We start from the raw sequence: 23,597 nt of genomic DNA, 5'->3' as shown, positions 1-23,597 counted from the left end.
GAAACGCGCCGTTGATCCGGCCAATCGCGTAAATTGGCGATAAATGCAGCTATTGTTCTTCCTGCAGCGTGTCTTCCCGCATATAGCCCGGCCGCCGCCGCAGACACCACCAGGAATAACCGGCGTTGAACAGCACCACCAAAGCGGTGACGGCGAAGACCGCGCGAAAACCGTAGCCGGCGGAGACCGCGGCGCCGAGCAGCGGGCCGCTGACGTTGCCGACGTCGCGGAACGACTGGTTGTAGCTGAAAATTCGGCCGGCGACCTGATTGGTGCAGTTATAAATCAACAGCGTCTGTACCGCCGGCAGCAGCGCGCCGTCGGCCGCCCCCAGCAGAAAGCGCAGTACGCCGAGCTGCCACGGTGTTTGCACGAACGCCATCGGGATCAGCAGCAGCACCGAGACGATCAGCATAAAGACCAGAATGCGTTCCGGGCCGATGCGATCGCCCAGCTTGCCCAGCCGTGGGGCGCTCATCAATGCCGCGACGCCGGGCACCGAGGCGATCAGCCCGCTGATAAACGCCAGATTATGGGTCGCGCCGGCCAGATCGCGCACATACAGCGTCAGGATCGGGGCAATTGAGCCGGTGGCGATCTGGATGATCATGGTGGTGACGAACAGGCTGAGCACCAGCTTCGGGTTCTTCAACGAGGCGAACACCTGCCGTGCGTGCAACATGTCGCGCTTTTGCACCGGGGTAAATTGCTCTTTGACATACAGCAGCGTCAGCACGAAGCAGACGAACAGCACCGCGGCGGTGATATAAAACACCGGGCGCAGGCCGTACAGATCGGCCAGCAGGCCGCCGATCAACGGGCCGATCAGCGCGCCGCCGACGCCGCCGGTTGACAGGGTGCCGAGCGCCCAGCCGCTGCGGTTGCGCGGCACCTGGGTGGCGATCAGCGCGTTGGCGTTGGGTATGAACCCGCCAAGCAACCCCAGCACCGCCCGCAGCGCGAGAAACTGCCAGACTGTTTGCGCCATGCCCATCAGCACCATGACGATCGCCATGCCCAACGCCGAGCGCAGCAACATCAGTTTACGGCCGCGTCGGTCGGCCAGGGCGCCCCAGAACGGCGCGGCGATAGCGGAAAACAGGAAGGTAATGCTGAACAGCAGACCGGACCACATGTTGAGCGCCTGATGGCCGGTTACGCCCAGGGTCTCGACGTACAGCGGCAGAAACGGCATCACCAGGCTGAAGGCGGCGCCGGTGAGAAAGCACCCTACCCAGGCGACGAAAAGGTTGCGTTTCCAGTTAACGGGTTCTGCTGCCGAAGCCATAAATGTCCATTGCCGAAAGGTGACGCGTTTTGCCGGCGGCAAAAAGATGGAGGGCAAAACGTGAAAGTTAGCCTGATAAGTATGCGCCGCCGGCGCGGCTACGGCAAACCAGAGGACGGGAATAGGGCGAAAAATGAAATAAAGTTTTAAAAATGACGCTTAAACCTTATTCCGCGCTTGGCGCGCGGAATTTTCAGCGTTTTATAGGCCGGCCAGCGCCTCGAAACCGGCGGCGGTGGTGGTGGCGCTAAAGTCAGTGACCTCGTAGTGGGCCACGGCGTTAAACGGATCTTCGGCCAGGATGGCGTCCAGCCGCGCACGCTCAATGCCCTTGGCCAGGATCACGCCGCCGGTGCGGGGATTCTTGCGGCCGGAGGCGATGAAGGTGCCGTCCTGAAAATATTTCTTAAGCCAGGCGATGTGCCCGTCAAGGTGGCTGTCGACGTCGGCGATCGGGCGATGGTAGGTCAGGCTGACAATGTACATGGCGGCTCCGGGGTTGGCGGCAAAGGCTTTACCATCCCACCCTCGCCGTCGATTCTCAAGAGGCGCGCAATAAAAAACCCGCCGGCGGCGGGTTTGCTTTATCAGTAGAGCGAAGGCTCGCCTTCCGGGCGGGTCTTGAAGCGGCGATGCAGCCACATATATTGATCCGGCGCCATCAGGATCTCTTTTTCCACCACTTTATTCATAAAAGCGGCGGCATCGAGTTCGTTATCCAGCGGGAAGTTTTCCACCGCCGGCTGCATGATCAGCTCATAGCCTTTGCCGTCCGGCAGGCGGCGCGGGGTGAACGGAATGATCGCCGGTTTGCCCATCCGCACCAGCACGTAACTGCCGGTGGTGGTGGCGGCTTTGTCTACCGCGAACAGCGGCACGAATACGCTGCTGCGCGGGCCGTAGTCGTGATCCGGCGCATACCAGATGATATCGCCCTGTTTCAGGGCGCGGATCATGCCTTTGATGTCTTTGCGATCCAGCATCGATTTGTTGGAACGCATGCGGCCCCAGGTTTGCAGCCAGTCCATCAGCTTGTTGTCGTGCGGGCGGTAAACGCCGATGCCCGGGTTGTGAATGCCGAAGATGCGCGCGCCCAGCTCCAGCGTCAAAAAGTGCAGGCCAATCAGCAACACGCCCTGCTGGTTGTCGCGGGCCTTTTGGATGTGCTCCAGGCCGCTGACCTTGAACCAGCGCTCGATGCGCCAGTTGGGCCAGAACCACGCCATGCCGGTTTCAAACAGCCCCATGCCGACCGATTCGAAATTCTTTACCACCAGCGCATCGCGTTCGGCCTGCGGCATGTCGGGAAAACAGAGCTCGAGGTTACGCTGGGCGATAGCGACGCGTCGCTTGAGAAAGCGCATGGAAAATCGCCCAATCGAGGTGCCGAGCCAGTAGATGACGGGATAAGGCAGCAACACCAGCAGATACAGCAAGCCGATGCCGACCCAGGTCAGCCAGTAGCGCGGGTGCAATAAGGAACGATTGAAAGTAGGAACTTGAGTCATGGGTTCTCTGTTTGAATACGGTTGTTTAAGTGTAATGACAGAGTCATAGCATGGTCTGGCAGCCGGGTGAGCTCGGCGGCAAGGTTCGTTTCTGCCGTTTGTTTGCGACTATTGTGGCATTTTTCTGGCGATCCGGGAAAACACAACGCATTAAAATCCCTTTTTGGGCGTTAAATATGCATCGAATGCCGAATTTTTCCACAATCTTTCCTGCCAAAGATAATGGCGATATTATTGCTGGTAATTATTCAGAGGGTAAATATGTTGGCACCATGGATCAGTGCGGGGCTGCTGGTTTTGGGCGCGGCGGTCGGCAGCGTCGGCGCGCATCTGCAGGTGAACGCGATATTGGCGCTCGCCGGCGTGATGATGGCGCTCGGTATACTGGCTTCCGCGTTTACCGAAGGCGGCGGACGCTGAACGGGGCGTTTGCGCCAGGGCTGCGCGGCGGCGGTTTTTCGGGTATGATGTGCGCCGCGCGCGGGCCGGCAGGCTGCGCGCGATAATCAGTCACCTCCCGAAAGACAGGAAAGTACACCATGCCAGTGTTACATAACCGAATTTCTAATGAGGAACTGAAGGCGCGCATGCTGGCGGAAACCGAGCCGCGCACCACAGTTTCTTTTTACAAATATTTCTCCATCGACGATCCCAAAGCGTTTCGCGACAGCCTGTACGTTCAGTTCGAAAAATTGAAGGTGTTCGGCCGCATCTACGTGGCGAAAGAGGGCATCAACGCGCAGATCAGCGTGCCGCAGCATAACTTCGACGCGTTCAAAGCCGCGCTGTTCGCCTCGCACCCGGCGCTGGATCAGGTTCGCCTGAATATCGCGCTCGAAGACGACGGAAAATCCTTCTGGGTGCTGCGCCTCAAGGTGCGCGAGCGCATCGTGGCCGACGGCATCGATGACGAGAGCTTTGACCCAAGCAACGTCGGCGAATATCTGCAGGCCGATCGCGTCAATCAGATGATCGACGATCCGAATACGGTGTTCGTCGATATGCGCAACCACTATGAGTACGAAGTCGGTCACTTCGAAAACGCCATCGAGGTGCCGTCGGATACCTTCCGCGATCAGCTGCCGATGGCGGTGGAGATGCTGCAGGACAGCAAAGACAAAAACATCGTCATGTACTGCACCGGCGGTATTCGCTGTGAAAAAGCCAGCGCCTATATGCTGCACAACGGCTTTAAAAACATCTACCACGTGGAAGGCGGGATCATCGAGTACGCCCGCAAAGCGAAAGAGCAGGGGCTGCCGCTGAAGTTTATCGGCAAAAACTTCGTGTTCGATGAGCGCATGGGCGAGCGCATTTCCGACGATGTGATCGCCAACTGCCACCAGTGCGGGGCGCCGTGCGACACCCACACCAACTGCAAAAACGACGGTTGCCACCTGCTGTTCATTCAGTGCCCGAGCTGCGCCGCCAAGTTTGAAGGGTGCTGCAGCGAGATTTGCCGCGAAGAGCTGAAGCTGCCGCGCGAAGAGCAACGCGCGCGCCGTGCCGGCCGGGAAAACGGCGTCAAGATCTTCAATAAGTCGAAAGGCCTGTTGCAGACTACGATGCACATTCCGGCACCGGAAGAAGAAGGTCCAGCCCGCTGAGCCTGAGGAAATGAGAAGCCCGGCCGCCAAGCCGGGCTTTTTTACTTATTTCTCGCGCACGCCTTCTACGGAGATGATCAGCTCAACGTCTTGCGACGCCGGGCCCAGATCGGTGGTGATGCCGAAATCTTTCAGCTTGATCTTGCCGTTGGCTTCAAAGCCGGCGCGGTAGCCGCCCCACGGATCGTTGCCCTGGCCAATCAGTTTGGCGTCCAGCGTAACCGGTTTGGTCACGCCGTTCAGCGTCAGGTTACCGACCACCGCATAACCGTCGCCGCTTTTCTTCACTTCGGTGGATTCAAACTTGGCCTGCTTGTTCTTCTCCACGTTGAGGAACTCGGCGCTGCGCAGGTGCTTGTCGCGTTCGGCGTGGTTGGTGTCGACGCTGGCGGTATTGATGGTCACGTTGACCTTGTCCTTCGAAGGATCTTTTTCGTCGAAGGTGAAGCCGCCGTCGAAGTCTTTAAAGCTGCCGTACAGCCAGCTGTAACCCAGGTGCTGGATGCGGAACTCGATAAAGGCGTGCTGGCCCTGTTTGTCGATCTTGTAGTCCGCCGCCAGTGCGGAACCGGCGCTCAGCAGCAGGGCGCCTGCGGTCAGGCCCAATACGGTCTTTTTCAACATAGCAATCTCCATAAATCCAAAGGTTAATCGGCGCTGCTACCCAGCATCCGTTTCAAAGTGACATCACGATCGATAAAGTGATGTTTAAGCGCGGCCAGCCCGTGCAGTACCGAGAGCACTACCACGGCCCAGGCCAGGTAAAGGTGTATGGCGCCGGCGGTGTCGGCCTGTTCCGCCATGCCGGTCACGGTGGCGGGTACGTCGAACCAGCCGAATACGCTGATCGGTTGGCCGTCGGCGGTCGAGATCAGATAGCCGCTGATCAGAATGCCGAACAGCACGGCATACAGCGCCAGATGCGCGAGAATGGCGCTGACGCGAGTGAGGCGGCCATAGCTGGCCAGAGGCTTGGGCGGCGGCGAGACAAAGCGCCAGATCACGCGGATCACCATCACGATGAACAGCAGCGTGCCGATGCTTTTGTGGATCTCCGGCGCCTGGTGGTACCAGACGTCGTAATAGCCCAGCGTGACCATCCACAGGCCGAGGGCGAACATGCCGTACACCGTCAGCGCCACCAGCCAGTGGATCAACACTGACACATGGCCGAAACGATCGGCGGTATTTTTCCAGAGCATCCTGTTTCCTTCGATTACCGATTGGCTGGCTGCAATAATTAAACTTTAGGAAACATAAAATCAATAATAAATTTAACTATGTTACTTCTTAGAAATATTAGTCAGTGAATTTGTTTGAGATGTTCGGAGTTCATCAGATAAATCGTTGAAGATGATATGATTTCTTTCACGTGGCGATTATGCTAGTTGTTGAAAATTAGGCTTATTATCTATTAATGTCAGCTTTTGTCATTTTACGTAAACCGTTCATGGATTGCTGGGCGGGATTATTGGTTGGCAAAGGTTATGCCTATTTCTTGCGGTGAAGAGCAGGGCGGAAAGATTAAATTATTCGAACGGTTACGCTAAATCCTCTGCGGCGTGACGGCCGACTTTGCTACCATTAGCGCCAAGAGTCGGCTCTTTGTGGCCGGTTAACCCAGTGAAATAACAAGGAAACGTCATGGGCCGAACCCGAGTAACCGACAGCAGCCTGCGTTTGGCCGTCCTGTTGGCGATGTTGGTGATCATTTTGGCCGGGGTGAAAGCCGCCGCCGACATCGTGGTGCCGTTTCTACTGGCGGTATTCCTCGCCATGGTGCTGAACCCGCTGGTCACGATGCTGGAACGCCGCCGGGTGCCGCGCATCCTTGGGGTGACGCTGCTGGTGACGGCGGTGATCGTGGTCGTGATGCTGTTTATCGGCATGCTGGGCGCTTCGCTGAACGAGTTCGCCCGCTCGCTGCCGCAGTACCGCGGCATGATGATCGAGAAACTGCGCGAGCTGCAGCATTACGCCGATCGCTTCAATATCAGCCTCTCCAGCGAAGCGATGCTGCAGTATGTCGATCCCAGCGCGGCGATGAATCTGGTTACCCGCATGCTGGGGCACCTGTCTGGCGCCATGACCAACGTCTTCCTGCTGCTGATGACCGTGGTGTTTATGCTGTTTGAAGTGCAGCTGCTGCCTTATAAGCTGCAGCAGGCGTTGGATAAGCCGAACGAAGGCCTCGCCGCGATGCGGCGGGCGCTGGACGGCGTGACGCGCTATCTGGTGATTAAAACCATCATCAGCCTGGCCACCGGGGTAATCGTCTGGATCTTCCTGGCGGCGGTCGGGGTGCGCTTCGCCTTTATCTGGGGGCTGCTGGCGTTTCTGCTCAACTATATCCCCAATATTGGCTCGGTATTGGCCGCCATTCCACCGTTGATTCAGGCGCTGCTGTTCAACGGATTGGGCGATGCGTTGGTGGTGGCGGGCGGCTTTATCGCTGTCAACATGGTGATCGGCAATATCCTCGAACCGCGGGTGATGGGGCGCGGGCTGGGGCTGTCGACGTTGGTGGTGTTCCTGTCGCTGATCTTTTGGGGTTGGCTGCTCGGCCCGGTGGGCATGTTGCTGTCGGTGCCGCTGACGATCGTGGCGCGCATCGCGCTGGAGACCACCGAGGGCGGCTATCGGCTGGCGGTTATCCTGGGGGACGGCCGCCCGCCGCGCCAGCCTCCGGCGGCGCCGGAGTAAGGAAGATTTTTCCGCTGACGCCGGGCTGCGCGGCGTGTTGCAGCGCAGCTGCGTACTGATGCAGAGGGTAAATCGCGGCGGGCGGGCGCAGCGCCAGCTGGCCGCGGCGCAGCAGCTGGAATAGCTGATAAAACGCCGTTTGCCACTGCGCCGGCGCCGCCTGCGCATTCCATTTACGCAGGTGGAACAGCGAAGCGCGCAGCTTTAACTCGTCCACTACGCGCCGCCAGTCCACCTGGCACCCGCCTAAAAGGCCCAGCGCCACGAAATCGCCGCCGGAGCGAACCGCTCGCGCCAGCTGCAATCCGTCTTCTCCGCCGATGCAGTCGATGGCGGCGCGGGCGCCAAAATGGGTCATTTTCGCCAGCTGCGGCGCTTCGATAACGCGCCAGGCGCCGGCGGCCAGCAGCGCCTGGCGATGGGCGGCGTTGCGCACTACCACCGCCAGACGAATACCACGCAGCGCCGTCAGCTGCGCCAACAGCAGGCTAACGGCGGAGCCGCCGCCGTTGAGCAGCAGCACGTCGCCGGCGTTGAGCGGCAGCCATTGCGTCAGCAGCACCCAGCAGGTGAGCGGGTTGATGTAAATCTGTGCCGCGTCGTTGTCGTCGATGTCGTCCGGCACCCACACCACCCGATCCTCAGGCAGCGTGACGAAGGTTTGCCAACTGCCGTCACCCGCTACCGCCAGCGCGCGTCGGCCGGTCGAGCGCCCGCTCTGCGGATCGACGATGACGCCTGCGCCTTCATAGCCCGGCACCTGCGGCAGGGCGATACGGTGCGCGTATTGGCCGTGAATCGGGATCAGGTCGGAAGGATTGATCGGGGCATAGCGCATCTGCAGCAGCAGCCGGCCGGGGCGCAGCGGCGGCCTGTTCACCTGCTGCAGCGTCAGCACCTGGGCGGGATCGCCGAAGCGGTTGAAGCTCAATCGGGGAAATGACGACGGCATGGGTTACAGCACGAAGAAAAAGTAGACATCCAGCGCCAGCAGCACCAGCCACAGGCAAAGATACAGCACCAGGTGCTCACGCACGTTGTTGACGATAGCCGCCAGTATTCGGTTTAACATTTCAGCCGCCAGAAGAAAGAGACTTTTGATTATAGTCCTTTTCTCGGCGTCTTTTATAGCGCGCCGCGCATGAGTGCTGGAAGAATGGCGATAAAAAAGCCTGCGTTATCGCAGGCTTGATGTCATACCGCCAGCAGCGCCAACGGCGTCGAGTTCGTTGGCGTGTTCGGCGGGTAGAAATAACGCAGCACGTTATACAACGAGTAGAACTCCAGCCGGTTGCGCGCGTTGATCTTCTCCGTGATGTGCCGCTTGTGCACGTACACCGTATGCGAGCTAATTTGCAGTTTTTTCGCGATGCGGTAGTTGGGCATCTCCGCCATCCAATATTTCATCACCGTCAGTTCCTGCGGGCTGAACAGGGAACGCTCTTCGCCGTCATCGGCCAGCGCCAGCGGATTTTCGCGCAGCGTGCGTAAGGTGAGCGGCAGAATGCTTTTATTGAACAGAAACGCGTTATCGGCGATGCGCATTGGCGTTTCGCTGTAAGGGTAAGGCGTATCGAGATAGATAAACATCAAGGCAGACTGGCTGGCCTCCATAAACGCCAGCAGCTGTGCGTCCGCTTCGTTATAGCGGCACTGATTGCTGAGGTTCACCAGAATGTGGCTCGGCTGAAAGCTGGCCAACAGCGGCGTAGCGTACTCAATGCTGTGGCAGCACTTGATCGTCGTAATCCCACTATCAGCAAAGTAGCTGGCTATACCGACCCGGGTGAAGCAGCATTCGTCCACGACAAGTAGTTTCATGGTGACGTCCTTGTTGAAAGCCGATGGAGCATATCTTCTGTAAAATAGGACTTACACTGCAAGTGTTCAATTCGGAAATTCAACTGCTGAATGCAAGAAATTTCCGTTATAAGAATTTTTACTTGGTATTTAAAAGAGTTAGCAGGTTAAGAAATTGTAACCGTCAGATTTCGCTGCCCAGGGCTCGACGGGAACCAGGACAGCGACAGCCTTTGCTTAGCTAAATCGTTTCAGACCAAAGCTGGAGACGTCGACCGGCGGCGCTTTGTCCTGCGCGAACAGCGCGGCAATCTCGCCCAGTGCGCTGGCGAACTTGAAGCCGTGGCCGCTCAATCCGCTGATGACCATCAGGCGATCGCACTCCGGCAGGGTATCGATAATAAAGTCTTCGTCGGGGCTCATGTCATAACTGCAGGCTTCGCCGTGTAAACATACGCCTACACCCGGTAAAAACTGCCGCAGGAAGGTGAAGACTTCGGTACCGTCGCTGGCGTGGCTGCCGAAAGGTTTACGCTGCTCGGGGGCATCCATCGGCTGGCCACCGTCGTGTTTGCCCACTTTCAGGCCGTCGTTATCCGCCGGGAAGCCGTAATAGTGCGTGCCGTCTTGCGCTTCAACGGTAAAGGCCGGGAAGCGATTGTTCACGCTGTAGCGGCCATCCGCCTGATGCCAGGAGAATACCTTGCGCAATGGCGCAACCGGCAGCTGCGGCAACAGCACTTTCACCCAGGTGCCGGCGGTGACCACCGCTTTTCGCGCCGTGAAACGCCCTTCGCCGGTGACGACTGCAACGCCGCCATCGATAGGCTCCACCGCACTGACCGGACAGTTGAACAACTGGCTGCAGCCGGCCTCTTTCGCCAGCTTGATCAGGCTGGCCACCGCCAGTTCGGAACGTAGGAAGCCGGCGTCCGGCTCGAAAACGCCGACGTAACCTTCCGGCGTGCGGAATTCCGGCCAGCGTTGAGCAATCTGTTCGGCGCTGAGGGTTTGTGCGTTCAGGCGGAATTTTTGCGCGCTCTGCTGAGCATTGCGAATGAATTCGGAGTGCTGCGGCCCCAGGTTGAGTACGCCGCACGACTGGAACAGTTCCTCGACGGAATGTTGAATCAGCGCATTCCACAACGCCTGCGCGCGCAGCACCAGCGGCACGTACTTTTCACCTTCGCCGTAAGCGTGACGGATGATGCGGGTATCGCCGTGATGGCTGCCGTTGCGGTGCGGGGGAATGGCGCTGTCGATCATCAGCACTTTCAAGCCGGCGCGGGTTGCGTAATACCCTGCCGCTGCGCCGACTGAACCGCTGCCCACCACAATCAAATCATATTCCACGTGCCCACCCTCTCTGATAGCGAATTCTTATCGCCCCATGATAAAAGGTTGGCGGGCGCAATGCACTGATTGAACGGCGAAAGGCAAAGAAAAAGGCGCCGGGGATGGGGCGCGGCGCCTTAGGGGTTAGGGGACGATGAATCAATGTTTTCTGCGATCAAGATCCTGATAATCCGTAGCTTCAATCTTGGCGATGCCGGCCTCTAAGATATTGATTAATTGACGGGCGACATCTGTGGTCAGCCAAAGCGTTCTGTCTACTTGGGCTTCTTCGGGCGTTTGGTCTAGTGAAGACAGGTAATGAAGGCGTATCATCATGGCGTCGTAAACGTCGACAGTACTGATATCCCAACCGACAAGCGGGTGCGTCTGAATTACTTCATCATTTCTGTCCATAAAGACCCCTTATTGAGTAGTAACTACCGTGAGTGACTAACGAGGATCAATGCGGCTCATCATCATGAGAGCAATTACAGTATACGCATCCGCTTTCATCGGTGGAGGGGGTTGTCACCAAAATTTGCAAAATAAATATTTATTTGAGCAATTATTCTACAAATTTGTATGTGTTGCAGTGGGTGAGTACAGCGCGGCGCGTTATTCCGCGTCGGCAGGTGGCGATGCACCATACAGACATTTTTCCAGCTCTTCGGCCAAATGGGCGAAATGCTTTTGCGTTTCGGCGTCGCGATTCTGGCTGTGCGATTCCAGCTTCAGGCTGTGGATCAGCCGCTGGTTGGCTTTGTCATCCAGGCTGAAGGCCAGATAAGAGAAAGCCACTTCCAGTACGTTCAAGCGCCTTTTCTGATCGGCAATCAACGCCAGCAGTTCGCCAAACGTCATTGCGTCTTCGGATTTCACCTTGTCCGGGGCCATGCTTACTCCTTTGCGTTAAATACAGCGCTGAGGCGGATTTTGTTCCAGAGTAAGGGTAAGCGATGAATGGGCTGGGCGCCAGAAACAAAAAAGCCGGAGAGCGACCCCCGGCAAAAACAGCATTGCAGTGTTATTCTGCGCTGAACCACTCGTCCGCGCTTTCCCAGGTTTCCTGAAGGATTTCCTCGATCAGATCCCGGTCGGTTTTGGCGCCCCCCAGCACGGAGAGCCCGTTGGCGCCGGCATAACGTACGTGCACGACGGCGTCTGGAAACTGGCGATTGACCCGTTTGCCCAGTTCACCGGTCAGCGCCTCAATGGCGCCCGACGGCAGCGGCCGGGTTTTATCTATAGTGACTTCAACACGCATAATTGCCCCCGAAGCGATTTACTGTTTATTTATACAGTTAACCGACTGCGGGGGCAAGAGGGCGAAGAAAAAATATCAGTCTTTCAGCGACCAGTTCAGGGTTTCACCGGCCAGGAAGGGGATCACGGATTCATTGCCCAGGGCGATCTCTTCCGGCTGGGTGGTCGGCACGCGCTGCAGCTCGATGAAGTCTTCGTTGAGCGGCAGGCCATAGAAACGCGGGCCGTTGAGCGAGCAGAAGGCCTCAAAGTGCGCCAGCGCGCCGAGCTGTTCGAACACCGCGGCGTAAGCCGGGATGGCATTCGGCGCGTTGAAACAGCCGGCGCAGCCGCAGCTGGACTCTTTGCGATGCTTGAGGTGCGGCGCGGAGTCGGTACCGAGGAAGAAACGATCCGAGCCGCTGGCGACCGCCTGACGCAGCGCTTCCTGATGGACATTGCGCTTGAGGATCGGCAGGCAGAACAGGTGTGGGCGAATGCCGCCGACCAGCATGTGGTTGCGGTTGAACATCAGGTGCTGCGGCGTGATGGTGGCGCCGAGGAAACGATTGCCTGCCTGCACATATTGCGCCGCTTCTTTGGTGGTGATGTGCTCGAAGACGATCTTCAGCTCCGGGAACTGCTGGCGGATCGGTTCCATCACCTGCTCGATAAAGCGCGCCTCGCGGTCGAAGATATCGACGGCAGGGTCGGTCACTTCGCCGTGGATCAGCAAAGGCATGCCGATTTTTTGCATCTGTTCGAACAGCGGGTAAATGCCGGTCACGTCGCTGACGCCGTGGCTGGAGTTGGTGGTGGCGTTGGCCGGATACAGCTTGGCGGCAGTAAACACCCCTTGCTCAAAGCCGTTGACCAGTTCACTGGCCGCCAGGGAGTTGGTCAGATAGCAGGTCATCAGCGGAGTGAAGTTGTGACCCTGCGGGACCGCCGCCAGAATGCGATCGCGGTAGGCGCGCGCGGCGGCCACGGTCGTTACGGGCGGAACTAGGTTCGGCATCACGATCGCCCGGCCAAATACCTGGCTGGTATAGGGCACCACCGTTTTCAGCATCTCGTCGTCACGCAGGTGGATATGCCAGTCGTCTGGGCGGCGGATTTTCAGAACTTGAGGTTGTGCGGTCATCTAGCTAGGCTCCGGCGGTCAAATACGTCTAATGAAAAGCGAATAATGGGTTTATTCACGCCGGGGTGTAAGGATAAGCGGAAAGCGCCTGAGATGCATCTGTTTGTTGGCGACAAGTTGAAATCAATAGCGCGGCGGGCGCATAGTAACAGGGATTTCAACGATGCCGACGCCAATACCGTCGACCTTCATCAAGTGGAAAGGGAGAAAGCAATGGAAGTACGCGTTATCGCCACCCTGCAAGCGAAAGCGGGATTTGAAGACGCCGTCAGCGAAGCGGTGCACGACATTCTCGAGCCGAGCCGCCAGGAGTTGGGCAACCTGCAATATGATTTGCATCGCGATCTGGAAAAGCCGGGCGTTTTCGTGTTCTTTGAGCGTTGGGCCAGCAGCGAAGCGCTGGATAAGCATAATGAGACGGCGCATTTTCAGCAGTTCGTCAGCCGGCTTGACGGCAAGTTGGATGTTTTAGACATCAAAAAACTGAAAAAGATAGCCTGAGCCTTTTTGCAGGCAAGAAAAAACCCGCCGATGGCGGGTTTTTTTTTAGAGCTGCAGATTAACTTATTCGTTAACCGGCTGCGGCTTGGTGGCCGGCGCGGTGGCCTGGCTCACCGCCGAATGGCCGCCTGCCGAGCCTTTGCCTTCAAAGTTGAAGGAAGGGCGCTGCCAGTCGCTGTGCTTGCGTTCTTCCGGCACGTAGGCCGGCGCAGGCGCTTTGGTCATCGGCGCAGTGGCGATGTGTTTGTACAGTACGTCCTGCACGGCTTTCACCGGTGCCGGCTGCTGAGCAACCACTGGCGCAGGTTCTGCGGCGATTGGCGCCGGGGCTTTTTCGACCGGAGCGGCTTCCACGGCGGCTGGCGCAGGCGCTGCTTCTGCCACTGGCGTTTCTTCCGCTTGCGCAGCTTCTGCCGGCGCAGCGTCGACCACAGGCTCGTCTTCAACCACAGGTTCTGCCGCAACGGTTTCAGCTACCGGCTCGGCTTCCACTGCCGGGGCAGTCTCTTCCGCTTTCGGTTCTTCAACTGCGACAGGTGCCGGCGCGGCTTCCACCGGCGCCGGGGTTTCCTCGGCCGGGGTGGCAACGACAGGCGCTACGGCTGCAGCTTCTTCCGTTACGGTAACGGCCGCAGTTTCAACGGCGGCTTCTGGTGCCGGCTCGTTGACGCTGGCCGCAGCCTGAGTTTCTTCCACGGCAACGCTGTGCTGTTCAACCGCTGCGGCAACAACCGTTGCCGCTGCCTGTTCTACTTCTACGGCTTCGGCCTGCACTTCGGCTTCTTCAACCTGAGCAACCGGGTAGCTTACCCAGACTTTGCCCGATGCCATTTCCGGCGAAGCGAACGCGCCCGCCAGCGGCATTGGGGACTGCAGCGGGTAACGCTCATCGCGGTAACGACGACGACGCTGGCCGCTGACGCGCAGGTGGCGCGGTGAACGACGGGAACGGCGCGGCATGCCTTCGCCGTTGCCACGGTTTTCGCCCTGGGCATCGTCTTCCGGCTGAGCGGCAACGGTTTCCGGCAGCAGCTTGACGCTGTCGTCGGCGGTCGGCTGCGCGACTTCGGCTTTCGCTACCGGCGCTTTCGGCGCCAGCAGCTCTTCCGCTGCACGCTGCAGTTCTTCTTCCGCGGACAGGATGCGCACCTTCTGCGACAGAGGGCGGCGCTGGCGGCGCTGCATGTTCTGCTGCTGGCGTTCTTCCTGCTCTTCGTCGGTGCTCTCGACAGCTTCAACGCTTTCCAGCGCTTTCACTTCCTGCTGCGCCTGACGTTTTTCTTCCTGACGACGACGCTGGCGTTCAGCACGCTGCTCACGGCGTTGCTGCTGATCTTCGCGCGGTGCTTTAGCGCTGTCTTCCGAGGCGGTTTCCTCCGCTACCGGCGCGTTCTGCTGCTGGTTGCGGCGGTTACGGCGCTGTTCATCGCGGGATTCACGCGATTCACGGCCTTCGCGGTTCTCACGTGGCTCACGGTTGTCGCGCTCGCGATTGTCACGGCCTTCACCGCGCTCTTTACGCTCGCCGCGTTCCGGACGGTCGCCACGCTCACCGCGCTCTTTACGGCCGGTGCCTTGGCGACGCTGACCGCGACGATCCTGACGACGGTTTTCACCGTTGCTTTCCGCCTTCGGCGTTTCGGCCGGTTTGGTTTCTTCGACGGCAGGTTGTTCCTCACCGGCGAACAGGCTCTTCAGACCACCGAACAGGCGGCCCAGGAAGCCCGGCTTGGCGGCGGCCGGCGCTGCGGCTTTAGCTTTGGCGGCGGCAGCGGCAGGCTTGGCCACGGCGACAGGTTCTTCAGCCGGCGGTGGCGCATCGGCGGACAGGGAGAAGGAAGCCAGGGCCGGTTGCTCCGGACGCTTGCGTTCCATCGGCGCGTCTTCCAGCGGGCGCTCCATGTCTTCTTCATGCAGCTTCGGCAGCAGGTAGCTGAGGGTAGAGGTTTCCTCGCCCTTGCGCACACGCAGCACCGAGTAGTGCGGGGTTTGCATTTCATCGTTAGGCACGATGACGGCTTTCACGCCACCCTGACGTTTTTCGATCGCGCTGACGGATTCGCGCTTTTCGTTCAGCAGGTACGAAGCAACCTGAACCGGCACGATAGCGTGAACTTCTTTGGTGTTTTCCTTCAGCGCTTCTTCTTCGATCAGGCGCAGTATGGACAGCGCCAGCGATTCGTTGTCGCGAATGGTGCCGGTGCCGTTACAGCGTGGGCACACGTGGTGGCTGGATTCGCCCAGCGACGGGCTGAGGCGCTGACGGGACATTTCCAGCAGGCCGAAACGGGAAATGCGGCCGATCTGGATGCGCGCGCGGTCTTGGCGCACGGCATCGCGCAGGCGGTTTTCCACTTCGCGCTGGTGGCGAACCGGCGTCATGTCGATGAAGTCGATGACGATCAGGCCGCCAAGGTCACGCAGGCGCAGCTGGCGAGCGATCTCGTCCGCCGCTTCCAGGTTGGTGTTGAACGCCGTCTCTTCGATGTCGCCACCGCGGGTGGCGCGGGCGGAGTTGATGTCGATGGCGGTCAGCGCTTCGGTGCTGTCGATGACGATCGAGCCGCCGGACGGCAGGCGCACTTCACGCTGGAAGGCGGATTCGATCTGCGATTCGATCTGGTAGTGGCTGAACAGAGGGATTTCACCGCTGTACAGTTTGATTTTGCTGCTGAAATCCGGGCGGCCCAGCGCAGCGATGTGCTCTTTGGCCAGATCGAGAATTTTCGGGTTGTCGATCAGGATTTCGCCGATGTCCGGGCGCAGGTAATCGCGGAAGGCGCGCACGATAACGTTGCTTTCCTGGTGGATCAGGAACGGCGCGGGGCGGCCTTCGGCGGCTTTTTTAATCGCTTCCCAGTGCTTCAGGCGGAAGGAGAGATCCCACTGCAGTGCGTCGGCGGATTTGCCTACGCCCGCGGTGCGAACGATCAGGCCCATGCCGTCCGGCAGTTGCAGCGAGGAGAGCGCTTCTTTCAGCTCGGTGCGATCGTCACCCTCGATGCGGCGGGAAATACCGCCGGCGCGCGGGTTGTTCGGCATCAGCACCAGATAACTGCCCGCGAGACTGATGAAGGTGGTCAAGGCGGCGCCTTTGTTGCCACGTTCTTCTTTGTCTACCTGAACGATGACTTCCTGGCCTTCGCGCAGCACATCTTTGATGTTCGGGCGGCCATGGGAAGAGTAATTGCTAGGGAAGTATTCGCGGGCGATTTCTTTAAGAGGGAGGAAACCATGTCGTTCTGCGCCGTAGTCCACGAACGCTGCTTCAAGACTTGGTTCAATGCGGGTGATTTTGCCTTTGTAAATATTCGCTTTTTTCTGCTCATGACCCGGACTTTCGATATCCAAATCATACAGCCGCTGTCCATCTACGAGGGCAACACGCAACTCTTCCTGCTGAGTTGCGTTAATCAACATTCTTTTCATCTTAACTTACTCGTTATTTTTACATTATCGACAAAGCTGCGGGCAAAATAACCTCATGGCCGGAGTTAAACCGAAAGCCCCGTGTCTTCTCGCAAAGCCGTCAACCTCACGGTTGTCGCCTGCATAGGGGCGCATTATCTCGGTAAGCCTGCTTTTCTTTGTGAAAGACAGCACTTTTACTAGGGGAATAGCCTCTGATTTACGTCGACAGATCTGATTCCATTTGCCGGCCAAGCTGCAACCCGCAGCCCGCTAATTGTTTGATTTCGCATTACGTCTTACGCCATTGCTGCGTTTTTGCGCGATCAGACAAATTTTATAATTCCACCGTTTTCCCTGTTTAACGAGAATCAACGCGGAAAGTGACTGCATTATTCCACTGCTGATGCCGTTATAGCAAGGTGACTTTTCCTTAACTGCGGAAGAAATCGCAAACGTTCAAACCGGCTTGCTGCCTTATTGTCCGCTGGGGTTTCGCCCGCCGTCAGAGAGACAGTTAAGCACAGAAAAAGATGTGGCGCTATTCACGCGCTCTATTTAGAATCCCGCACCATGAAAACGAACAATCCAGCAGTACAATTCATCACGATTTCCGACGACGAAGCCGGTCAGAGAATCGACAACTTTCTGCTCGCTCGCCTGAAAGGCGTGCCGAAGAGCATGATTTATCGCATCGTGCGTAAGGGCGAGGTGCGGGTCAATAAAGGGCGCATCAAGGTCGAATACAAATTGGCGGCCGGCGACGTGGTGCGCGTGCCGCCGGTGCGGGTGGCCGAGCGCGAAGAGACGCCGGTGTCGGCCAAGCTGGATAAGGTAGCCGCACTGGCCGATTGCATTCTGTATGAAGACGACCACCTGCTGATCCTCAACAAGCCTTCCGGCACCGCGGTGCACGGCGGCAGCGGCCTGAGCTTCGGCGTGATCGAAGGGCTGCGCGCGCTGCGCCCGGAAGCCCGCTTCCTCGAGCTGGTGCACCGTCTGGATCGCGACACCTCCGGCGTGCTGCTGGTGGCCAAGAAGCGCTCCGCGCTGCGCTCGCTGCATGAACAGCTGCGGCTGAAGGGGATGCAGAAGGATTATCTGGCGCTGGTGCGCGGCCAGTGGCAGTCCCACTGCAAGGCCGTACAGGCGCCGCTGCTGAAAAACATTCTGCAAAGCGGTGAGCGCATCGTGCGCGTCAGCAGCGAAGGCAAGCCTTCGGAAACCCGCTTCAAGGTGGAAGAGCGTTACGAATTCGCCACGCTGGTGAAGGCCAGCCCGATCACCGGGCGCACTCACCAGATCCGCGTGCACACGCTGCATGCCGGGCATCCGATCGCCTTTGACGATCGCTATGGCGACCGCGAGTTCGATCGCCAGCTGGCGGGTACCGGCCTGAAGCGGCTGTTCCTGCACGCCGCGGCGCTGCGCTTCGAGCATCCGGCCACCGGCGAAACGATGCGCATCGAAGCGCCGATAGACCAAGAGCTGCGCCACTGCCTGCAGGTGCTGCGCCGGCAGGTGGCCAAGTAATCCGCGTCAGACCAGCGGGTTGATGCCTTCAGCCCGCAACATCTCAAACAGCGCGATCAACGGCAGGCCGATCAGGGCGTTCGGGTCCCGGCCTTCCAACCTGTCGAACAGCGCGATCCCCAATCCCTCGCTCTTGAAACTGCCCGCGCAGTTCAGCGGTTGCTCCAGACGTACATAGGCGGCGATCTCCGCTTCGCTCAACGCGCGAAAATGCACGTGGAACGGCTCGCACAGGGCCTGCAGCTGCTTGCTGCGGCCGTTGTACAGCGCCAGGCCGGTATAGAAGGTTACGGCCTGGGCGCTGGCCTGGCGCAGCTGCGCCCGGGCGTTTTCCTCGGTATGGGGCTTGCCGGTGATGTTGCCATCGATCACGCAGACCTGATCGGAGCCGATGATCAGATGCTCGGGATAGGCGAGGGCCAGCGCCTGAGCCTTCGCCGCCGCCAGGCGCAGCACCAGCGCTTCGGCGCTTTCGCCCGGCAGTGGGGTTTCATCCACCTCGGGTGCGGCGCAGTCGAAGGGCAGCCGTAACTTCTCCAGCAGCATTTTTCGATAGGGTGAGGTGGAGGCTAAAAGCAATCTCTGCATAATTTTTTTCGCAAACCGTAGCGTAAATGGGTACGGCATTTTAAACTGTCGGCCGCTGTGGAAGCGAATATTGGTGAAAGGAGCCGTTTTACGGCCTTTTTCTTTGACTCTATGTCGTTACAAAGTTAATATGCGCGCCCTATGCAAAAGGTAAAATTACCCTTGACCATTGATGCGGTACGTACCGCTCAGAAACGCCTGGACTATGCTGGTGTCTATGCGCCTGAGCAGGTTACTCGTGTTGCCGACTCCGTGGTCAGTGTGGACAGTGATGTCGAGGTGTCGTTGTCGTTCAATATCGACAATCAACGCCTCGCGGTGATAACAGGGCATGCGGACGTCACGGTAACGTTGATGTGCCAACGCTGTGGAGTCCCGTTCGAACATCAGGTTCACACAACATATTGTTTTAGCCCGGTCGTCAATGATGAGCAGGCTGAGGCATTACCGGAAGCGTACGAACCGATCGAAGTTGACGAGTTTGGCGAAGTCGATCTGTTGGCGATGATTGAAGACGAAATTATTCTTTCACTGCCTGTCGTTCCGGTACATGAATCTGAACACTGTGAAGTGTCCGAAGCGGACATGGTATTTGGCCAACTGCCTCCCGAGGCGGAGAAACCGAATCCGTTTGCCGTATTAGCCAGTTTAAAGCGTAAGTAATTGAGGAGTAAGGTCCATGGCCGTACAACAGAATAAACCAACCCGTTCCAAGCGTGGCATGCGTCGTTCTCACGATGCTCTGACCACGACTACTCTGTCTGTAGACAAAGTATCCGGTGAAACTCACCGTCGTCACCACATCACTGCCGACGGTTTCTACCGCGGTCGCAAGGTTATCGGCTAAGTAGCGATACCTTGACTCGTCTAACCCTGGCGTTAGATGCAATGGGCGGGGACTTCGGTCCCTGCGTCACAGTGCCTGCTTCGTTGCAGGCACTGGCCTCTAATTTACAGCTTCACCTCCTGCTGGTCGGCAATCCCGACGTCATCTCCCCTTTGCTTGCCCACGCCGATCCGGTTCTTCTGGAGCGTCTGCAAGTCGTGCCCGCCGAGTCCGTGATTGCCGGCGACGCCAAACCTTCACAAGCGATACGCGCCAGCCGCGGCACGTCGATGCGTATTGCGCTCGAGCAGCTCAGCAGCGGTAAAGCGCAGGGCTGCGTCAGCGCCGGCAATACCGGTGCGCTGATGGGATTGGCGAAGCTGTTGGTCAAGCCGCTGGAAGGCATCGAGCGCCCGGCGCTGATGACGGCGATCCCGAATCAGCAACGCAGTAAAACCGTGGTGCTGGATTTGGGCGCCAACGTCGAGTGCGACAGCACCATGCTGGTGCAGTTTGCCGTGATGGGCGCGGTGATGGCGGAAGAGGTGATCGGCATTGCGCAACCGCGGGTGGCGCTGCTGAATATTGGCGAAGAAGAGACCAAAGGCCTGGATAATATCCGCGAAGCGGCCGCTGTGCTAAAAAATACTCCGGCAATCAACTATATTGGTTACCTGGAAGGAAACGAGCTGCTCACCGGCAAGACCGACGTGTTGGTGTGCGATGGCTTCGTGGGCAACGTCACCCTGAAAACCATGGAAGGGGTGGTCAGGGTGTTCTTATCGCTGCTGAAATCGTCCGGCGACGGCAACAAGCGAGCGTGGTGGCTGAAATTGTTGGGCCGTTGGTTGCAAAAACGGGTGGTTAAGCGGTTCGGCCACCTGAACCCCGACCAGTATAATGGCGCATGTCTGTTAGGATTGCGCAGCACCGTAGTCAAGAGCCACGGCGCTGCGAACCCTCACGCGTTTGCAGTCGCAATCGAACAGGCTGTGCAGGCGGTGCAGCGGCAAGTCCCGGAAAGGATTGCTGCGCGCCTTGAGGCTGTATTACCTAAGAGTGACTGATCGTACATGTATACAAAGATTCTCGGTACGGGGAGTTATTTGCCCGTACAAGTGCGCACCAATGCTGATTTGGAAAAAATGGTGGATACCTCTGACGAATGGATCGTCACGCGTACCGGTATCCGCGAACGTCGCATCGCCGCTGCGGATGAAACCGTCGCGACGATGAGCTTCCAGGCCGCTGAGAAAGCGCTGGAAATGGCAGGTGTGGCTAAAGAAGACATTGGGCTGATCGTCGTGGCGACCACCACGACCACTCACGCGTTCCCGAGCGCGGCGTGCCTGGTGCAGCAAATGCTGGGTATCAAAGACTGCGCGGCGTTCGATCTGGCTGCGGCCTGTGCCGGCTTTACTTACGCGCTCAGCGTGGCCGATCAGTACGTGAAGAACGGCGCGGTCAAACATGCGCTGGTTATCGGCGCGGACGTCTTGTCGCGCACGCTGGATCCTGAAGATCGCGGCACCATCATTCTGTTTGGCGATGGCGCAGGGGCGGTGGTGCTGGGGGCTTCTGAAGCGCCGGGCATTCTGTCTACCCATCTGCATGCCGACGGCAGCTACGGCAACCTGCTGACGCTGCCGTACAAGGATCGCCAGAATCAAGACAAGCCGGCCTATGTCACCATGGCGGGCAACGAAGTCTTCAAGGTTGCGGTTACCGAGCTGGCGCGCATCGTCGACGAGACGCTGCAGGCCAACAACATGGACCGCAGCGAGCTGGATTGGCTGGTGCCGCACCAGGCCAACCTGCGCATCATCAGCGCAACGGCGAAAAAACTGGGCATGGGGATGGACAAAGTGGTGGTGACGCTCGATCGTCACGGCAACACATCTGCCGCCTCGGTGCCTTCCGCACTGGACGAAGCGGTGCGCGACGGGCGAATTCAGCGTGGCCAACTGGTGCTGCTGGAGGCCTTCGGCGGCGGCTTTACCTGGGGCTCGGCGCTGGTTCGTTTCTGATTTGGACAGGAAGAAAAAATGACGCAATTTGCTTTTGTTTTCCCGGGCCAGGGGTCGCAGACCGTTGGCATGCTGGCCGAGTTGGCCGCACAGTTCCCGATCGTCGAGGAGACCTTCGGCGAGGCGTCTTCCGCCCTGGGTTACGACCTGTGGCAGCTGGTGCAGCAAGGCCCGGCGGAAGAGCTGAACAAAACCTGGCAGACCCAACCGGCTCTGCTGGCCGCCTCGGTGGCGATTTTCCGCGTTTGGCAGCAGCAGGGCGGTAAAGCGCCGGCGCTGATGGCTGGTCACAGCCTGGGCGAATACTCGGCGCTGGTCTGCGCCGGCGTGCTGGACTTCAAGGCGGCGATCCGTCTGGTTGAGCTGCGCGGCAAGCTGATGCAGGAAGCGGTGCCGGAAGGCACCGGCGCGATGTACGCCATCATCGGTCTGGACAACGACGCGATCGCCAAAGCGTGTGAAGAGTCTGCGCAGGGGCAGGTGGTTTCTCCGGTCAACTTCAACTCGCCGGGCCAGGTGGTTATCGCCGGCAACAAAGAAGCGGTTGAGCGCGCAGGCGCCGCCTGCAAAGCCGCCGGTGCTAAGCGCGCGCTGCCGCTGCCGGTGAGTGTGCCTTCGCACTGTGCGCTGATGAAACCGGCCGCCGACAAGCTGGCCGTGGCGCTGCAGGACATCACCTTCAACGCGCCGCAGGTGCCGGTGGTGAACAACGTCGACGTGCGCACCGAAAACGATCCGGAAGCGATCCGCAGCGCGCTGGTGCGTCAGCTGTACAGCCCGGTGCGTTGGACCGAGAGCGTAGAATTTATCGCAGCACAGGGAGTGACGTCGCTGCTGGAAGTGGGGCCGGGCAAAGTGCTGACCGGTCTGACTAAACGTATTGTTGACACCCTGACGGCTGCGGCGGTGAACGACACCGCCAGCCTGTCGGCGGCGCTTGAACAATAAAGAGGAAAATGATGAGCTTCGAAGGTAAAATCGTTCTGGTCACCGGCGCGAGCCGCGGTATTGGCCGAGCTATTGCAGAAACGTTTGTGGCACGCGGCGCCAAAGTGATCGGCACCGCGACCAGCGAGAGCGGCGCTGAAGCGATCAGCAGCTACCTGGGCGCAAACGGCAAAGGGTTTATGTTGAACGTTGTTGATGCGCAATCTATCGACAGCGTGCTGGCATCGATTCGCGCCGAATTTGGCGAAATCGACATTTTAGTGAATAATGCCGGCATCACGCGTGATAACCTGCTGATGCGTATGAAGGATGATGAGTGGGAGGATATCCTCGACACCAACCTGACTTCCGTATTCCGCCTGTCAAAAGCGGTAATGCGCGCTATGATGAAAAAGCGGTTTGGCCGTATCATCACCATCGGTTCCGTTGTCGGCACCATGGGGAACGCAGGGCAGGCGAACTACGCGGCGGCTAAAGCCGGTCTGATTGGTTTTAGCAAATCTTTGGCACGTGAAGTTGCTTCGCGTGGCATTACGGTCAACGTCGTGGCACCTGGCTTTATTGAGACGGACATGACACGGGCGTTGACAGATGATCAACGCGCAGGCATTTTGTCATCAGTTCCAGCCAACCGGCTGGGCGATGCTAAAGAAATCGCCAGCGCTGTTGCATTTTTGGCCTCTGATGAGGCCGGCTATATCACCGGTGAAACGTTACATGTCAATGGCGGCATGTACATGATTTAAAAAATGTGAAAACCATTTGCGTTATTTGAGGCAAAAACCGCAAAATAGCGTAAAATCGTGGTTTGACCAGCCGGGATTTAGTTGCATCTTTTTCAGCATTTTATACACTACGAAAACCATCGCGAAAGCGAGTTTTGATAGGAAATTTAAGAGTATGAGCACTATCGAAGAACGCGTTAAGAAAATCATTGTTGAGCAACTGGGTGTTAAACAGGAAGAAGTTTTGAACAACGCTTCTTTCGTTGAAGATCTGGGCGCTGATTCTCTTGACACCGTTGAGCTGGTAATGGCACTGGAAGAAGAATTCGACACCGAGATTCCAGACGAAGAAGCTGAGAAGATCACTACTGTTCAGGCAGCTATTGATTTCATCAACGCTAGCCAGCAGTAAGA

The 23,597-nt window shown here is 58.3% G+C and carries 27 protein-coding genes; 12 read left to right on the top strand and 15 right to left on the bottom strand.

Annotated features, from left to right (window positions below; translation table 11 throughout):
* Positions 1-49: 49 nt before the first annotated feature.
* The 3 genes from mdtG to ACJ8IM_RS13620 all read right to left on the bottom strand — a co-directional run bounded on the left by mdtG (position 50) and on the right by ACJ8IM_RS13620 (position 2,796).
* Complete coding sequence (gene mdtG, locus ACJ8IM_RS13630) at positions 50-1,288, bottom strand: multidrug efflux MFS transporter MdtG (protein ID WP_033638028.1); 1,239 nt, start codon at positions 1,286-1,288, stop codon at positions 50-52.
* 201 nt (positions 1,289-1,489) lie between these two features.
* On the bottom strand, positions 1,490-1,774 hold the full coding sequence (locus tag ACJ8IM_RS13625; RefSeq protein WP_033655070.1) for a YciI family protein: 285 nt from the start codon (positions 1,772-1,774) through the stop codon (positions 1,490-1,492).
* Between the two features lie 101 nt (positions 1,775-1,875).
* A complete protein-coding gene (locus tag ACJ8IM_RS13620; protein ID WP_033638030.1) occupies positions 1,876-2,796 on the bottom strand; it encodes a Kdo(2)-lipid IV(A) acyltransferase in 921 nt (306 codons plus the stop codon).
* Positions 2,797-3,057: 261 nt separating this feature from the next.
* Here ACJ8IM_RS13620 and ACJ8IM_RS13615 point away from each other — a divergent pair, with 261 nt between their 5' ends.
* Complete coding sequence (locus tag ACJ8IM_RS13615) at positions 3,058-3,216, top strand: hypothetical protein (RefSeq protein ID WP_033655068.1); 159 nt, start codon at positions 3,058-3,060, stop codon at positions 3,214-3,216.
* Positions 3,217-3,335: 119 nt separating this feature from the next.
* Positions 3,336-4,403, top strand: coding sequence for an oxygen-dependent tRNA uridine(34) hydroxylase TrhO (gene trhO / locus ACJ8IM_RS13610; RefSeq protein ID WP_033646457.1), 1,068 nt, complete (start codon positions 3,336-3,338; stop codon positions 4,401-4,403).
* A 45-nt stretch (positions 4,404-4,448) separates the two neighbouring features.
* Here the strand turns inward: trhO and ACJ8IM_RS13605 are convergent, their stop codons facing one another.
* Both ACJ8IM_RS13605 and ACJ8IM_RS13600 read right to left on the bottom strand, forming a co-directional pair.
* Positions 4,449-5,027, bottom strand: coding sequence for a YceI family protein (locus ACJ8IM_RS13605; protein ID WP_016928208.1), 579 nt, complete (start codon positions 5,025-5,027; stop codon positions 4,449-4,451).
* A 23-nt stretch (positions 5,028-5,050) separates the two neighbouring features.
* Positions 5,051-5,605, bottom strand: coding sequence for a cytochrome b (locus ACJ8IM_RS13600; protein ID WP_004927830.1), 555 nt, complete (start codon positions 5,603-5,605; stop codon positions 5,051-5,053).
* A 442-nt stretch (positions 5,606-6,047) separates the two neighbouring features.
* On the opposite strand from ACJ8IM_RS13600, the gene ACJ8IM_RS13595 reads away from it, so the two are divergent.
* Positions 6,048-7,106, top strand: a complete 1,059-nt coding sequence (locus ACJ8IM_RS13595; RefSeq protein WP_033646455.1) for an AI-2E family transporter — start codon at positions 6,048-6,050, stop codon at positions 7,104-7,106.
* Here ACJ8IM_RS13595 and ACJ8IM_RS13590 read toward each other — a convergent pair.
* From ACJ8IM_RS13590 to pyrC, 8 genes are all read right to left on the bottom strand, one after another.
* Entirely contained in the window at positions 7,054-8,058 is a 1,005-nt protein-coding gene (locus ACJ8IM_RS13590; protein ID WP_039566619.1) for a zinc-dependent alcohol dehydrogenase family protein, read from the bottom strand. The genes ACJ8IM_RS13595 and ACJ8IM_RS13590 overlap by 53 nt on opposite strands.
* Positions 8,059-8,061: 3 nt before the next feature.
* Complete coding sequence (locus ACJ8IM_RS13585) at positions 8,062-8,178, bottom strand: DUF2770 family protein (protein WP_033638034.1); 117 nt, start codon at positions 8,176-8,178, stop codon at positions 8,062-8,064.
* A 122-nt stretch (positions 8,179-8,300) separates the two neighbouring features.
* Positions 8,301-8,927, bottom strand: coding sequence for a LuxR C-terminal-related transcriptional regulator (locus ACJ8IM_RS13580; protein ID WP_033655066.1), 627 nt, complete (start codon positions 8,925-8,927; stop codon positions 8,301-8,303).
* A gap of 216 nt (positions 8,928-9,143) precedes the next feature.
* Positions 9,144-10,259: an N-methyl-L-tryptophan oxidase gene (gene solA / locus ACJ8IM_RS13575; RefSeq protein WP_101455818.1), complete on the bottom strand. Its 1,116-nt coding sequence runs from the start codon at positions 10,257-10,259 to the stop codon at positions 9,144-9,146.
* A gap of 141 nt (positions 10,260-10,400) precedes the next feature.
* Entirely contained in the window at positions 10,401-10,655 is a 255-nt protein-coding gene (bssS, locus tag ACJ8IM_RS13570) for a biofilm formation regulator BssS (protein ID WP_004927812.1), read from the bottom strand.
* Between the two features lie 201 nt (positions 10,656-10,856).
* Positions 10,857-11,135: a hypothetical protein gene (locus tag ACJ8IM_RS13565; RefSeq protein WP_033646451.1), complete on the bottom strand. Its 279-nt coding sequence runs from the start codon at positions 11,133-11,135 to the stop codon at positions 10,857-10,859.
* Between the two features lie 130 nt (positions 11,136-11,265).
* Positions 11,266-11,505: a DNA damage-inducible protein I gene (dinI, locus tag ACJ8IM_RS13560; RefSeq protein WP_033638037.1), complete on the bottom strand. Its 240-nt coding sequence runs from the start codon at positions 11,503-11,505 to the stop codon at positions 11,266-11,268.
* Between the two features lie 75 nt (positions 11,506-11,580).
* Positions 11,581-12,627, bottom strand: coding sequence for a dihydroorotase (gene pyrC, locus ACJ8IM_RS13555; RefSeq protein WP_047568077.1), 1,047 nt, complete (start codon positions 12,625-12,627; stop codon positions 11,581-11,583).
* A 213-nt stretch (positions 12,628-12,840) separates the two neighbouring features.
* Here pyrC and ACJ8IM_RS13550 point away from each other — a divergent pair, with 213 nt between their 5' ends.
* A complete protein-coding gene (locus tag ACJ8IM_RS13550; protein WP_033647446.1) occupies positions 12,841-13,128 on the top strand; it encodes a putative quinol monooxygenase in 288 nt (95 codons plus the stop codon).
* 63 nt (positions 13,129-13,191) lie between these two features.
* On the opposite strand, the gene rne is transcribed toward ACJ8IM_RS13550, so the two are convergent.
* On the bottom strand, positions 13,192-16,557 hold the full coding sequence (rne, locus tag ACJ8IM_RS13545) for a ribonuclease E (RefSeq protein WP_101455819.1): 3,366 nt from the start codon (positions 16,555-16,557) through the stop codon (positions 13,192-13,194).
* Between the two features lie 552 nt (positions 16,558-17,109).
* Between rne and rluC the strand changes: the two genes are divergently transcribed.
* Positions 17,110-18,069 carry a 23S rRNA pseudouridine(955/2504/2580) synthase RluC gene (gene rluC, locus ACJ8IM_RS13540; protein ID WP_033655061.1) on the top strand — a complete coding sequence of 320 codons (960 nt, stop codon included), beginning with the start codon at positions 17,110-17,112 and terminating at the stop codon, positions 18,067-18,069.
* 6 nt (positions 18,070-18,075) lie between these two features.
* Here the strand turns inward: rluC and ACJ8IM_RS13535 are convergent, their stop codons facing one another.
* Complete coding sequence (locus tag ACJ8IM_RS13535) at positions 18,076-18,657, bottom strand: Maf family protein (RefSeq protein ID WP_051917653.1); 582 nt, start codon at positions 18,655-18,657, stop codon at positions 18,076-18,078.
* Between the two features lie 141 nt (positions 18,658-18,798).
* Between ACJ8IM_RS13535 and yceD the strand changes: the two genes are divergently transcribed.
* From yceD to acpP, 7 genes are all read left to right on the top strand, one after another.
* On the top strand, positions 18,799-19,320 hold the full coding sequence (yceD, locus tag ACJ8IM_RS13530) for a 23S rRNA accumulation protein YceD (protein WP_004927780.1): 522 nt from the start codon (positions 18,799-18,801) through the stop codon (positions 19,318-19,320).
* A 16-nt stretch (positions 19,321-19,336) separates the two neighbouring features.
* Positions 19,337-19,504: a 50S ribosomal protein L32 gene (rpmF, locus tag ACJ8IM_RS13525; protein ID WP_004927778.1), complete on the top strand. Its 168-nt coding sequence runs from the start codon at positions 19,337-19,339 to the stop codon at positions 19,502-19,504.
* A gap of 11 nt (positions 19,505-19,515) precedes the next feature.
* Entirely contained in the window at positions 19,516-20,550 is a 1,035-nt protein-coding gene (gene plsX, locus ACJ8IM_RS13520; RefSeq protein ID WP_071883797.1) for a phosphate acyltransferase PlsX, read from the top strand.
* 6 nt (positions 20,551-20,556) lie between these two features.
* A complete protein-coding gene (locus ACJ8IM_RS13515) occupies positions 20,557-21,510 on the top strand; it encodes a beta-ketoacyl-ACP synthase III (RefSeq protein WP_025302411.1) in 954 nt (317 codons plus the stop codon).
* An 18-nt stretch (positions 21,511-21,528) separates the two neighbouring features.
* Positions 21,529-22,458: an ACP S-malonyltransferase gene (gene fabD, locus ACJ8IM_RS13510; RefSeq protein ID WP_015377451.1), complete on the top strand. Its 930-nt coding sequence runs from the start codon at positions 21,529-21,531 to the stop codon at positions 22,456-22,458.
* 11 nt (positions 22,459-22,469) lie between these two features.
* Complete coding sequence (gene fabG, locus ACJ8IM_RS13505) at positions 22,470-23,204, top strand: 3-oxoacyl-ACP reductase FabG (RefSeq protein ID WP_016928193.1); 735 nt, start codon at positions 22,470-22,472, stop codon at positions 23,202-23,204.
* A 154-nt stretch (positions 23,205-23,358) separates the two neighbouring features.
* Positions 23,359-23,595 (top strand): acyl carrier protein, encoded by a 237-nt coding sequence (acpP, locus tag ACJ8IM_RS13500; protein WP_004719003.1) that lies wholly within the window; start codon positions 23,359-23,361, stop codon positions 23,593-23,595.
* The last annotated feature ends 2 nt before the right edge of the window (positions 23,596-23,597 follow it).

It is taken from the genome of Serratia sp. CY33525, assembly GCF_052169115.1.
GTDB lineage: Bacteria > Pseudomonadota > Gammaproteobacteria > Enterobacterales > Enterobacteriaceae > Serratia > Serratia sarumanii.
This window is presented reverse-complemented; position numbering and strand designations above follow the sequence as displayed.